The organism is Paenirhizobium cremeum (assembly GCF_047553425.1).
Taxonomy (GTDB): domain Bacteria; phylum Pseudomonadota; class Alphaproteobacteria; order Rhizobiales; family Rhizobiaceae; genus Allorhizobium; species Allorhizobium cremeum.
Window position 1 is genome coordinate 1,699,823 of sequence record NZ_CP180217.1, and the last position, 12,006, is coordinate 1,711,828.

At 61.7% G+C, this 12,006-nt stretch carries 16 protein-coding genes and 1 tRNA gene; 9 read left to right on the forward strand and 8 right to left on the reverse strand.

Annotation, left to right across the window (positions count from 1 at the left end):
• The first annotated feature begins 50 nt into the window (after positions 1-50).
• Positions 51-126 (forward strand) — tRNA-Lys (locus ACLBKR_RS08560).
• A 595-nt stretch (positions 127-721) separates the two neighbouring features.
• Positions 722-1,171 (forward strand): RrF2 family transcriptional regulator, encoded by a 450-nt coding sequence (locus ACLBKR_RS08565; protein ID WP_112831412.1) that lies wholly within the window; start codon positions 722-724, stop codon positions 1,169-1,171.
• Between the two features lie 111 nt (positions 1,172-1,282).
• Here ACLBKR_RS08565 and ACLBKR_RS08570 read toward each other — a convergent pair whose 3' ends face one another.
• The 4 genes from ACLBKR_RS08570 to ACLBKR_RS08585 form a co-directional block, all read right to left on the reverse strand.
• Complete coding sequence (locus ACLBKR_RS08570) at positions 1,283-1,423, reverse strand: hypothetical protein (RefSeq protein ID WP_162708384.1); 141 nt, start codon at positions 1,421-1,423, stop codon at positions 1,283-1,285.
• Between the two features lie 13 nt (positions 1,424-1,436).
• The gene (locus ACLBKR_RS08575; protein WP_112831411.1) at positions 1,437-1,640 is read right to left on the reverse strand and encodes a hypothetical protein; all 204 of its coding nucleotides are present in this window, start codon (positions 1,638-1,640) and stop codon (positions 1,437-1,439) included.
• A 189-nt stretch (positions 1,641-1,829) separates the two neighbouring features.
• Entirely contained in the window at positions 1,830-2,453 is a 624-nt protein-coding gene (locus ACLBKR_RS08580) for an RBBP9/YdeN family alpha/beta hydrolase (RefSeq protein WP_414901395.1), read from the reverse strand.
• A gap of 141 nt (positions 2,454-2,594) precedes the next feature.
• A complete protein-coding gene (locus tag ACLBKR_RS08585) occupies positions 2,595-3,341 on the reverse strand; it encodes a phosphodiester glycosidase family protein (RefSeq protein WP_113448569.1) in 747 nt (248 codons plus the stop codon).
• Between the two features lie 217 nt (positions 3,342-3,558).
• Between ACLBKR_RS08585 and ACLBKR_RS08590 the strand changes: the two genes are divergently transcribed.
• Positions 3,559-4,266 carry a ParA family protein gene (locus tag ACLBKR_RS08590; RefSeq protein WP_113443757.1) on the forward strand — a complete coding sequence of 236 codons (708 nt, stop codon included), beginning with the start codon at positions 3,559-3,561 and terminating at the stop codon, positions 4,264-4,266.
• Between the two features lie 9 nt (positions 4,267-4,275).
• Here ACLBKR_RS08590 and ACLBKR_RS08595 read toward each other — a convergent pair whose 3' ends face one another.
• A complete protein-coding gene (locus tag ACLBKR_RS08595; protein ID WP_414901398.1) occupies positions 4,276-4,980 on the reverse strand; it encodes a ferredoxin in 705 nt (234 codons plus the stop codon).
• Between the two features lie 101 nt (positions 4,981-5,081).
• Positions 5,082-6,647 carry a trimethylamine methyltransferase family protein gene (locus tag ACLBKR_RS08600; protein ID WP_112831407.1) on the reverse strand — a complete coding sequence of 522 codons (1,566 nt, stop codon included), beginning with the start codon at positions 6,645-6,647 and terminating at the stop codon, positions 5,082-5,084.
• 271 nt (positions 6,648-6,918) lie between these two features.
• Here ACLBKR_RS08600 and ACLBKR_RS08605 point away from each other — a divergent pair, with 271 nt between their 5' ends.
• The gene (locus ACLBKR_RS08605; RefSeq protein ID WP_112831406.1) at positions 6,919-7,620 is read left to right on the forward strand and encodes a corrinoid protein; all 702 of its coding nucleotides are present in this window, start codon (positions 6,919-6,921) and stop codon (positions 7,618-7,620) included.
• A 177-nt stretch (positions 7,621-7,797) separates the two neighbouring features.
• Here ACLBKR_RS08605 and ACLBKR_RS08610 read toward each other — a convergent pair whose 3' ends face one another.
• Complete coding sequence (locus ACLBKR_RS08610; protein WP_414901401.1) at positions 7,798-7,956, reverse strand: entericidin; 159 nt, start codon at positions 7,954-7,956, stop codon at positions 7,798-7,800.
• A gap of 13 nt (positions 7,957-7,969) precedes the next feature.
• Between ACLBKR_RS08610 and ACLBKR_RS08615 the strand changes: the two genes are divergently transcribed.
• A complete protein-coding gene (locus ACLBKR_RS08615; protein WP_414901403.1) occupies positions 7,970-8,608 on the forward strand; it encodes a DUF1638 domain-containing protein in 639 nt (212 codons plus the stop codon).
• A gap of 34 nt (positions 8,609-8,642) precedes the next feature.
• On the opposite strand, the gene ACLBKR_RS08620 is transcribed toward ACLBKR_RS08615, so the two are convergent.
• Positions 8,643-8,801, reverse strand: coding sequence for an entericidin (locus tag ACLBKR_RS08620; RefSeq protein ID WP_112831405.1), 159 nt, complete (start codon positions 8,799-8,801; stop codon positions 8,643-8,645).
• Between the two features lie 310 nt (positions 8,802-9,111).
• On the opposite strand from ACLBKR_RS08620, the gene ACLBKR_RS08625 reads away from it, so the two are divergent.
• The 4 genes from ACLBKR_RS08625 (at position 9,112) to ACLBKR_RS08640 (ending at position 11,962) form a co-directional block, all read left to right on the forward strand.
• Positions 9,112-9,885: a formyl transferase gene (locus ACLBKR_RS08625; protein ID WP_113439011.1), complete on the forward strand. Its 774-nt coding sequence runs from the start codon at positions 9,112-9,114 to the stop codon at positions 9,883-9,885.
• A gap of 97 nt (positions 9,886-9,982) precedes the next feature.
• Entirely contained in the window at positions 9,983-10,285 is a 303-nt protein-coding gene (locus tag ACLBKR_RS08630) for a virulence factor (RefSeq protein ID WP_112831403.1), read from the forward strand.
• Positions 10,278-10,862: a methylenetetrahydrofolate reductase C-terminal domain-containing protein gene (locus ACLBKR_RS08635; protein WP_414901406.1), complete on the forward strand. Its 585-nt coding sequence runs from the start codon at positions 10,278-10,280 to the stop codon at positions 10,860-10,862. The genes ACLBKR_RS08630 and ACLBKR_RS08635 overlap by 8 nt, the downstream gene beginning before the upstream one ends.
• Positions 10,859-11,962: a methylenetetrahydrofolate reductase gene (locus ACLBKR_RS08640; protein WP_112831401.1), complete on the forward strand. Its 1,104-nt coding sequence runs from the start codon at positions 10,859-10,861 to the stop codon at positions 11,960-11,962. The genes ACLBKR_RS08635 and ACLBKR_RS08640 overlap by 4 nt, the downstream gene beginning before the upstream one ends.
• Positions 11,963-12,006: the final 44 nt, after the last annotated feature.

Consider the following 12,006-nt stretch of genomic DNA (forward strand, 5'->3'; position numbering starts at 1 on the left):
CCTGCATATGTTCCGCCCACTTCCGCGGGGGCCTTGAAAACCCTGACTGGGAGCGCGTAGCTCAGCCGGTAGAGCAACTGACTTTTAATCAGTAGGTCCAGGGTTCGAATCCCTGCGCGCTCACCATTTCTAGACGTCCCCCCCCAATTTTTGAGGGTTTTCTAATACGATTCTTGACGTGACCGGAACCGCTGGATTATCGAGATACATCGATGATCCTCCTGGTAGGGCGGCAGTCTTGGGCATTCATACCAAACTCGGGCGTGTCGCGCGCCGCGCAGGTGTTCTTTACCGTTTTCCCTGGTCCGTCCTGTTTGGTTCGAAACCGACCGCGGACCAATTCATCTGGCACAAATGCCCTGCTCCCTTTTGGCCCCGCAAGACTGTCGACGGGCGGCGCACCTCCATAGTCGGGCAGACATGGCGACGCTGGGACGGCACGCATTGGCTCTATCGGCGTACGGACCGTGATCTGGACGACTTCGTGGATGAGTGGCCCTAGGCATGCACCCATCAGCGCCTGATGATGAAGGCGAATTATCACGCTTTTGAGCGTTGGGAGGCGCTCTTCGATAGCCAGAAGCACGCGCCAGTACAACGGCTTGAAACAATTTGTCACCGTCGGCAGGCTTGCAAGAATATTCGATTAAAACTATCTGCTTTATCTGTTTCAATTCGCCAGGTGGTGGTATTTTCCATCTCGGTTTCATGGATTTCCGCTATGCTCACCAAAAAAGGCAAGTACGGGCTGAAGGCACTGGTCGACCTTGCCCAGTTGGCGCCCGGCGAAACGGCCTTCGTGACCGAGATCGCCACCCGTAACAACATTCCGAAGAAGTTTCTCGACACCATTCTTCTGGAATTGCGAAACAATGGCATGCTGCGCTCCAAGAAGGGACCGAACGGTGGCTACTCCCTGTCCAAGCCGGCGAACGAGATCATGATCGGTCAGGTCATCCGGGCCCTGGACGGTCCGCTTGCGCCCATCCGCTGTGCCAGCCGCACGGCCTTTGAAGCCTGTGACGACTGTTCCGATCCCATCGGCTGCCAGGTACGTCTGTCGATGACCGAAGTGCGCGATGCGATCGCCTCCATCCTCGACAACATGACGCTTGAACAATTCGTGAGCCGCAAAGGCAGCGACGTCGAGGACGGCGTTCTTTCGCTCTGAAAGCCGATATCGCTTCGGACATTTTTCACGCTTTGTCAGCCGCCGGCCCGCAGCGAAACAGGAAGACTTCGGTCAAGGGCGGTCTGAAAACACCGCCCCTTGAACCAGTGTTTAGAGCGCAACCGTCAGCAACGCCACGAAGGCGACGGAACCGATAACGGCTGCAACGCCGCACATGTTGCTCCAGGTTGCCGGGAACCGGCGCGAGTCAACGCAGCGCGAACGCCTGGATTGCGTTTGTACGTAAGCCATGCTGGTCTCCAGATCAAAGAACCGGGAAAAGGCCCCAGAAGAAGATTTCGTGACGGGCCGGGCGATCCAGATCGGCATCGTCGTCGGCCGGGCTTTCCCGACGGGTCTCGGATGTCGTCTTGACCCTGTCGTCTTCTGCCGAGGACGGTGCGATCGCAGCCCCCCTGCGGGAAAGGCCGAACAGGTCGAAGGAGAAGAGTTCGATACCGTATGGCATTGCGGGATCCTCCTTGAACTCACTCGACATTGAGCTTGGTTAACAGTTTCGCAGGCAAATTCCACATGGTCAATATTTTCTACAAAATTTGTATTCTATATTGCGGCAATCCGGGAGAAAGATGATCCGCTTTGCTCCCTTTGCGCGGAATAACCGCCGGGAAGCGGAAATGTTCAACCGCATCCCTCTTCAGAAACTGGCGCTAAGCGCGGCGGGCTTCCTTCCTGCCGGCGAGCGATCCGGCGACGGGGTGTTCTCGCCTTTCAGGAGATCGAGAAGTTCGTAACCGGTCGGCCAGCGGCCGTAGCCGCTGCGGATATTGATATGCCCCGCATAACCGATATCGACGAGGCCGCTGCCCCACAGCCGCGCCATTTTCCGGGTGGTGGCGAAATCCATGTAGGGATCGTCGAGACTGCCGACCACGAGGCTCGGAAAAGGCAGTCGCCGCTGCGGCATCTCGCCGAAGTTCACGACGCAGGGGTGAAGCCGCTCCACCTCGACGAGATCGCACGGGGCGACCAGCAGGGCGCCCCTCACGCGGGAGGCAAGCGGGTTGTCGGCAAGGTTGGCGGTCAGGATACATCCGAGGCTGTGGGCGACGATCCAGACATCGTCATGCTGTGACAGCACTTCGCCGAGGCGCTTTTGCCAGCTCGTCAGATCGGGGCAGGTCCAGCTGTCCTGCTCGACGATGACGGCGCCGCGCCGGTCATGCACCCAATGCCACTGCCAGTGGCCGCCGCCGGAGCCGTTCAGCCCCGGAACAACGAGTGTCGTTTCAGTCCTGATGCTATCCGGAACCTTCATCATCTGGCCTTCCCGTTGGAATACCGCAGGATTATGCCGCAGCGCGAAAGCTTCGCTAAGAAAGCCCGGCCTATTGTCGATTGAATTTGTAGAAAAGCATTGCGCCTCCCCTGCCGCGCCGTCGTGGCGCCTTCCGCAGGGGCTTTACTGCGGAACGGTTCCGATCACCGCGATGATCGGTCCGAGCGGAAAGAATCGGTCCCGCCGCCCCTCGGAGGGAATGAGTGCGCTCGAAATCGTACCGTCAAGGTAGAGCGCGTTGCCGCAAGCCAGTTCGTCGCGAAACAGCAGGGCGAAGCCATGAAAGTTGACGGGGTCCCGGCTGATGGCGAAATGCACCCTGCCCCCGGCGTCCACGCCCACGCCATTGCGGATCTTGCGGCTGTCGCTGTCGGGCAGGAAACGCGGATGAAGCCTGCCGTTTATCACCAGCATCGGGCCGGACTGGGTGGCATAATCGGCTTTCGGTTTCTCCCGCAGATAGGTCTGCGTTTCCAGGACGCCCGCTCGCCCGCCCGCCACATAGAACACGCCGTTCGGCAGGAGGTGGAAATTGCCCCATCCCGCCCGCGTGCTGATAGCTTGTCGCTCGATGCCGTTCTCGACCAACAGCCCGACCGGCGACAGGTCGTCGTGATACATGCCGCCATTCATGGCGAAGATCGGATAATGCCGCTCTCTCCAGAGCTGGAGCGCGAGAGAATCGAAATTGCCGTACGGCATGCCCGCGGGGTCCGAATGGTAGATCCTTAACCTCGAATCGCTCCTGAAGCTGCAGACCGTATAGCGCACGCCGTCGCGGCTGAGCGCCCTGCAGGGAGAGGCGGCAGATGCCGCCGATGCGGATACGACGGTCAAAAGCACTGAAAACCAAAGAAAAAACAGAGGCATGAAAATTTCCGCGGTGGAATGGACGTCTCTCTTCGCCCCTTTGGCAACGGCAGATTCCGTTCCTCGGCCGGAGCGAAGAGTGTTAACGAACGCCTTTCGTTCTTTACCTTTCATTAACCATAACTGCCAAGAATGACCATCACGCGGCATGCAACGCCGCCTCAGCCCCCGCAGAGCGATGACTTGGCTCGGACCCTTTTTTGATGAAGGAAAAGACATGCCAGTAATTACGTTTGCCAATACCAAGGGCGGTGCCGGAAAAACCACGGCCGCACTCATTCTTGCAAGTGAACTCGCCGCTCGCGGCAATCGCGTGACCGTTTTCGATGCCGACCCGCGCGGCTGGATCAGCCGCTGGCACGCACTCGGCAACGCCAACGGCCTGCTGTCCGTAGCCCCGGTCACCGAGGAGACCATCGAGGCCGCAACCGTCAAGGCGAAGAAGCGCGGCGGCTACATCCTGATCGACCTTCCCTCGAGCCAGGACGCATTGCTGGCCAAGGCCGTCGGCCTCGCCGACCATGTGCTGATTCCGGTCCAGGGCTGCGCCATGGACGCCCAGGGCGGCGCCGAAGTGCTCGAACTCCTGAAGGCGCTCAGCGATACGTGCGAAGTCCGTATTCCCCATTCCGTCGTGCTGACGCGCGTCAATGCCGCCGTCACCACCCGTGCGCTCGGCGCCGCCAAGGAATTTCTCGGTCGTCGCGGCATTCCGACGCTCTCTACCGCGCTCGCCGAGCGTGCCGCCTATCGCGACATCTTCGACAAGGGTGGGTTGTTGCATACGCTCGATTCCCGCGAGGTATCGAACCTGCACAAGGCGATTGAAAACGCCGTTTCCTTTGCCGACGAAGTTCTCGCCCAGCTTCCCCAGCGCTCCGTGCGCACCGTCAGCCGCAAGGCTCCGGCACTCAAGGCCGCCTGACGGCAAAGCCTATCCGGAAGGAAGGCGAAGCGCTTCCATGTGGAAGCGCAGTTGCGCTTCCGGATAGCGATAATGCGATCCGACCGGGCAAGCGGCGCGCGCGAGGCATCCCCTTGCCATGCAGCCCGCCTTGCCCTCGGTCGTGACGAGATGGCTACGGCAGCCGGCGACGTCGAAACGATCCCGCAAAACGGCTGTCACGGGACAGGTCGAAAGACACGGCTTGTCCGGACACGCCTCGCAGATCTCCCGATCCGATGGAGGGCGTGCCTCCCCTTCGATCTCCCCGGCAAAGCCCAGCGCGCCGCGATAGCCGTGCCAAAGCCCGTATTGCGGATGGATCAGAATGCCGAGGGGCGATGCCCTCAGCCCTTCCGCCTGCATCGCCCATTGCTGGAACGGCTGGTATGGCTGATCGGAGGGATAATAGGGCGTTGCACCGAAATGTCGGGCGATATCGCCGATAACCGCCTTCGACCAGGCATCGAGCGGATGCTCGCCTCCCCGATCCGCCTGTCTTTGCCGCCAGTTGCAAAATGCTTCCCAGAGCGATCCTCCGACATTGCCGATCAGCACCACGGCTCGTGCATGCCCGCCGCCCGAAAGCGCCGGACCGCCCTGCCCGCCGGGAAAATGCACAACGCCCCGCACATGCAGCCCGTGCTGGCCGAGCGCCGGGACCATATCGGCGAGAACGGGCGAAGGGCCGCTCATCGCGGCCCCTCGTATTTATAATGCGGCCGCCAGACCTCCTTCTGGATCATGTCGGCGACCAGCACTGACCCGCCTTGCTCCCTGGCGGAATCGGGATACCTTCAGGAGAAGGCGTCCGGCATCGAGTCCTTGCGCTTGGCGATATAGGCGAGCAATGCCTCGTCGATTGCCGGGTCGAGCGGCGGAGCCTCATAGGATTCGAGCCAGGAACGGCACAGCGCGTTGGCGCGGTCCTCGATGCGCTTGCGGCCCTCCACTTCCCATTGCTCGAACGAGTTGTTGTCGGCGAGCGCCGAACGGTAAAAGGCCGTCTGGAAATTCGCCTGCGTATGTGCGCAGCCGAGATAATGGGCACCGGGACCCACTTCGCGGATCGCGTCCATCGCCTGCCCGCTCTCGGAGAGATCGACGCCCTGTGCAAGCTTCTGCATCATGCCGAGCTGGTCCTGGTCGATCATGAACTTCTCGTAGCAGGCGGCAAGACCGCCTTCGAGCCAGCCTGCGGCGTGCAGCACGAAGTTGGCGCCGGCAAGCAGCGTCATGTTGAGCGTGTTGGCGCTTTCGTGAGCCGCCTGGGCATCCGGAACCTTGGATGCGCAGAGCGAACCGCCGGTACGGAAGGGCAGACCCATGCGCCTTGCAAGCTGGGCCGCGCCGTAGGAAACCAGCGCCGGCTCCGGCGTGCCGAAGGTCGGCGCGCCCGACTGCATCGAGATCGAGGCGGCGAAGGTGCCGAACAGCACCGGCGCGCCGGGGCGGATAAGCTGGGTGAAGGACGCGCCGGCCAGCACTTCGGCAAGGATCTGCGTCAGCGTGCCGGCAACCGTGACCGGGCTCATGGCGCCGGAGAGGATGAAGGGCGAGATGACGCAGGCCTGATTGTGCCGGGCGTAGACCTTGGCTGCGCCGAGCATGGTCTCGTCATAGACCATTGGCGAGTTGGCGTTGATAAGGTTGACGAGCACCGTATTGTTCTCGACGAAATCGTCGCCGAACAGGATCTTGCACATCGCAACCGAATCCTCCGCCCGTTCCGGAGCGGTGACCGAGCCCATGAACGGCTTGTCGGAATACTTGATGTGGCTGTAGACCATGTCCAGGTGACGCTTGTTCACCGGAATGTCCACCGGTTCGCAAACCGTGCCGCCCGAATGGTGCACGGACGGCGCCATATAGGCGAGCTTCACGAAATTGCGGAAATCCTCGAGCGTCGCATAGCGGCGATTGCCGTCGAGGTCGCGAACGAAGGGCGAGCCGTAATTTGGCGCAAACACGGTGGCCTTGCCGCCGATCTGCACGCTGCGTTCCGGATTGCGGGCATGCTGTGTAAAGACGGAAGGCGCCGTCTTCAGAAGTTCGCGGCAGAGCCCCTTGGGAAAATGCACGCGCTGACCTTTCACGTCGGCTCCGGCTTGTCTCCAGAGTTCCAGCGCCTCGGCATCGTCGCGAAACTCGATGCCGATTTCCTCGAGAACGATGTCGGCATTGCGCTCGATGAGCTGCAGGCCTTCCTCGTCGAGCACTTCATAAGGCGCGATCTTGCGCGTGATGTAAGGCATGGCCGGACCGGCGCCGCCTCCGCTGCGCGATGCCCTGCGGGCGGCAGCCCCGCGTCCCTCGCCGCGAGCGCGGCGTCCTCCGCCCGATTGTGCCGTGATGTCGTCCATGTCTGTTTCCTCGCTCACGCGCTTGATGCGCTGCTTCTCACTCCCTCATTATGCTATTCAAATCCGCATGTGAAACCATCCTTAATGCGCCAAGCGCTTGCGTCTGACAGACATCGCTTTCATCGAGGCTTGTCTGGGCCCGTCGTTTTTCAGGATGGCCGCGTCGCTTTCGAAAAGAGTTTTTCGCGATATTGAGGTTTAACTTCCCTTCAGGCAGTCTGATCCGGCTGCGATCGGAATCGCGATAAAAAACCAAGCGGGAAGCACCATCATGTCCGACGACGAAATCATTCTTTCGGAACTCTCCGACGAAGAACTCGTGCAGCAGATGCACGACGACCTCTATGATGGCCTCAAGGAGGAGATCGAGGAAGCGACCCGTATCCTGCTGGATCGGGGCTGGGCACCCTACGACGTTCTCACCCAGGCGCTGGTCGAAGGCATGCGCATCGTCGGCATCGACTTCCGCGACGGTATCCTTTTCGTTCCGGAAGTGCTTCTGTCCGCCAATGCGATGAAGGCCGGCATGGCCATCCTCCGTCCGCTTCTGGCCGCCACCGGCGCGCCGAAACAGGGCAAGATGGTGATCGGCACCGTCAAGGGCGACATCCACGATATCGGCAAGAACCTCGTGGGCATGATGATGGAAGGCGCCGGCTTCGACGTCGTCGACCTCGGCATCAACAATCCTGTCGAAAACTATCTGGAAGCCATCGAGCGCGAGAAGCCGGATATCCTCGGCATGTCGGCGTTGCTCACCACGACCATGCCCTACATGAAAGTCGTGATCGACACGCTCAAGGAGAAGGGCATGCGCGACGACTACATCGTATTGGTCGGCGGCGCGCCGCTCAACGAGGAGTTCGGCAAGGCTGTCGGCGCCGACGCCTATTGCCGTGACGCCGCGATTGCGGTCGAAACGGCGAAAGAGCTCATTTCCCGCAAGCACAACAGCCTCGGCGCCCGCGTCTGAGACGCCCTCGGGCGTCAGGTCCCGACATGGAAAAGCGCCGGCTGCATTGCGGCCGGCGCTTTTTGATTGGCGGCAGGCGCCAGACTGGCCCCGAGCCAGGGAAATAACAGGGCAGCGTGGGCGTTCCTGCCGTTGCCGCTGTGGCGCACGCCGCCCTATATAAGCGTGCGGACTGCCTTACTGGGCTGCCCTTTCGACATCCTGGCCGGCAGCCTGGGTCGCGTTGACGGCATTGGCGGTGTCCTTGCCCATCCCACGGATGGTATTGCCACAGCCGGCAAGGGCGAGGCCTGAAACGATGAGGACGGCGGCGGTGGTCAGTGTCTTGAAGGTCATGATCGGAAGCTCCATGAAAAATGGTGATGGAACAATTGCATCGGATACCAGCGTGAAACGCGGCAAGGCGAAAAAGGTTCACGTCATCGCCTGTGGCGCAATCGCCCGGGAGATTCTTGCTGTTTCACGCCTTGGCCAGCTCGCCCATCTGGAGCTTTCCTGTCTGCCCGCGATCTGGCATGCGACGCCGGAGAAGATCGCACCCGGCGTGGAGGACGCCATCGTCCAGGCCCGCGAGAACGGCGCGGAAAGGATCTTTGTCGCCTATGCCGATTGCGGCACCGGCGGTCTTCTCGACAAGGTATGCGAACGTCTCGGCGTCGAGCGCCTTTCCGGACCGCACTGTTATTCGTTCTTTGCCGGCAACGAGGCCTTTGCCGCCCGCTGGGAAGACGATGTGACGGCCTTTTTCCTCACCGATTTCCTCGCCCGCCAGTTCGAAGCCTTCGTCATCCAGCCGCTGGGGCTGGACCGCCATCCGGAACTGAAGGACATGTATTTCGGCAACTACACCAAGCTTGTCTATCTCTCGCAGGAAGAGGATGCGGCGCTGCAGGAAAAGGCCCGGTCCGCGGCCGATTATCTCGGCCTCGCCTATGAATACCGCTTCACCGGTTATGGCGACCTGCAGAAGGAACTGTCGGTCCTCTGAGGGAGAGGCGGAAGAGCTCGCCCCTTCCCTAAGGTTACTTCACGGAATTCGCGACGCTGCGTCCGGCGTCCTTCGTTGCATCGACCACGCCTCCGACGTCCTTACCGACGCCGCGAATGGTGTTGCCGCATCCGCCGAGTGCGATGAGTGCGAAACCGAAAACGACAGCCGTGGAAATCTGCCTTGCCGACATGAGAACCCTTCCCGATGGAACAATATGACTGATCCGCGTCCATGGCACCGGCTTTGGACAAATGCAAGGCGGTTTGCCTTCCCCCGATACGGTGATTAACCGGACTTTCAGCGATCGGCGCTAAACAGGGCGCCTGCGCATCGCCGGGAGACAGCTCCCGGATGACGGCGGCGGAAACATGTCATGCAAAAGTACCGGATGGTCCTGCGATAACGGCATGTGCTGAAAGAACGATAAAGCGGGGGGAGCGGACAATGGCAGGCATTGCGGAAGCGTTCGTCGCGTCATCTCATCTTTTGGAGGCGTCGAAGTGACCGAACGCTCGCCGACCGTTCTTCTTCTCACGGCCGGAGGCACGAACCCGGCCATTGTCGCGAACGCGCTCGCCACCCGGTTTCCCGGCCTGCAGGTGGTGATCGAGGCATCGGAATCGAAATGGGGCATCACCCGGCGTCGCGCCCGCCGCCTGGGCTGGCCGAATGCACTCGGTCAGCTTGCGACGATGATTGCCGCGCGGCTTCTCCGCCGGTTGGCTGCAAGACGCACCTCGGACCTCGTCGCATCGAGCGGCTACAGCGGCGAGTTTTCTTCGGCCATTCCCCAGCACGAGGTTTCCTCGATCAATGACGAGAGCTGCGTTGCACTGGTGCAGGCGCTCCAGCCCAAAGCCATCCTCCTGGTCAGCACGAGGCTGATGTCACCGGCGGTTCTCGCCGCCATGCCCTGCCCGGTTCTCAACCTGCATGCCGGCATCAATCCAGCCTATCGCGGCCAGATGGGCGGCTACTGGTCGCTGGTGGAAGGAGACCGGGGAAATTTCGGTGCGACTGTCCATCTGGTCGATGCCGGAACCGACACCGGCGGCACGCTTTATGAAGTCCGGACTTCGCCGCAAAAGGGCGATTTCATCTCGACTTACCCTCTCGTCCTGACAATTGCTTCGCTCGACATTACCCGACGCGCCGTCGAAGATGCGCTGTCAGGGCGGCTTGCCCCGTATCAGCCCGGCGGTCCTTCGGCACTGCGCTTTCCGCCCGCCATATGGGACTGGCTGCGTCACGGTCTTGCACGCGGCGTGTGGTAATTCGATGCGGCGTCGCTTTTTGCCATATGCGACGTCGTCAAAAGCGCAGTCCCTTGCCTGAGCCACGTGCATTCTGACGAAAAAGGGGAGTGAAGACATGGCCGACAGGATCGTTGTCTACTGGCGGGACATACCCGCCCAGGTCATCGTCAAGCAGGGCAGGAAAACGGCGAAACGGGAGTTGTCCCTGCGGTTTACCGAGGCGATCGACATGTGCGCCATGCGCACTGGCGCTGCCGAAACCGACGATTATCTCGCCGAATGGCGCAAGGGCGATCCGACCCCGGTCGGCGACGATCTCGAAGCGGAAGCGGAAAAGGCTGCGGCCGAGCTGGAGGCAGCCTACGACAAGGCCCGTCTCGTGGCTCTCGTGCATGCCGGAGGGCGCGACAATGGCTGAGGTGAAGCCGCTCAAGGGCAATGCCGCCCCCGCCGCCAAGGCCGCTTCCGGCGCCTATACGCCGGCAGGTGTGTCGCCGAACCGCCGCGCCCGCCGTTCCTACACCATCCGCCTCTGGTCGGTGCGTCACTCGCGTTTCCTCGAATGGTTTTACGCGCGTTTCGCCAATGCCTTTCTCTTTCTCCGCCCGCTCTGGAAGAAGCTCGGTTATGCCCGTGTCGAGCGGCCGGTGACCTTTGTCGAGCGCAACGTCAAGGGCCTGCTGTTCGACTGTCGCATGTGCGGCCAGTGCGTCCTGTCTTCGACGGGCATGTCCTGTCCCATGAACTGCCCGAAGCAGCTCAGGAACGGCCCCTGCGGCGGCGTGCGCGCCAACGGCAATTGCGAGGTCGAGCCTGACATGCCCTGCGTCTGGGTTCAGGCCTGGGCCGGATCGCGCAACATGGTGCATGGAGACGCGATCATGAAGGTGCAAAAACCGGTGAACCAGTCGCTGCGCGAGACATCGTCATGGCTGCGCGTCACCGCCGAGGCCGCCGAAACCCGCGAAGCTCTTTCGAAGGATGCAAAGGCATGAGCCCCGATATCAACCCGCATGATCCCGGCGCGCCGCTCGATCCGCTTCCCGGTCACTCCTCCCGCGGTCGTCTCGAACGGGTCCTGCGCCGCGGCGAATTCGCCGTTACCGCCGAACTCAACCCGCCCGACAGCGCCAATCCGCAGGATGTCTACGAGCGCGCGGCCGTGTTCGACGGCTGGGTCGACGGTATCAACGCGGTGGACGCCTCCGGCGCCAACTGCCACATGTCCTCGGTCGGCATCTGCGCCCTGCTGACGCGCATGGGCTATGCCCCGATCATGCAGATCGCCTGCCGCGACAAGAACCGCATCGCTATCCAGGGCGACGTTCTCGGCGCGTCTGCCATGGGCGTGCAGAACATCATGTGCCTGACCGGCGACGGCGTGCAGGCCGGCGACCAGCCCGGCGCCAAGCCCGTCTTCGATCTCGACTGCATGTCGCTGCTCGAAACCGTGCGCACCATGCGCGACCAGTCGAAGTTCCTCTCCGGCCGCAAGCTTACCGCACCGCCGCAGGTCTTCCTCGGCGCCGCCATCAATCCGTTCGCACCGCCTTACGATTTCCGGCCATACCGCCTCGCGAAGAAGATCGAGGCCGGCGCACAGTTCGTGCAGAGCCAGTACTGCTTCGACGTGCCGATGTTCCGCGAATACATGAAGAAGGTCCGCGATCTCGGCTTGCATGAGAAATGCTTCATCCTCGTCGGCGTCGGTCCGCTTGCCTCGGCCAAGACGGCCAAGTGGATCCGCTCCAATGTCCCCGGCATCCATATTCCCGACGCCGTCATCAAGCGTCTGGAAGGTGCGGAGGACCAGAAGAAGGAAGGCAAGCAGCTCTGCATCGACATCATCAACGAGGTGAAGGAGATCGAGGGCATTTCCGGCGTCCATGTCATGGCCTATCGCCAGGAGGAATATGTCGCCGAGATCGTGCATGAATCGGGCGTTCTGAAGGGCCGCAAGCCGTGGAAGCGCGAAGCGAGCCCCGTTGATGCGCTTGTCGCCGAGCGCCTGGAGGCAATCCGCGAGGAAAGGCTTGAAGACCAGCAGCAGCTCGCAGAAAAGGCGGCCCATCATCCCCCTCACCATAGCCATTGAGCGCGGCGTTCGGCCACGCCCCGCCGCCGACCTTGTAACCCATT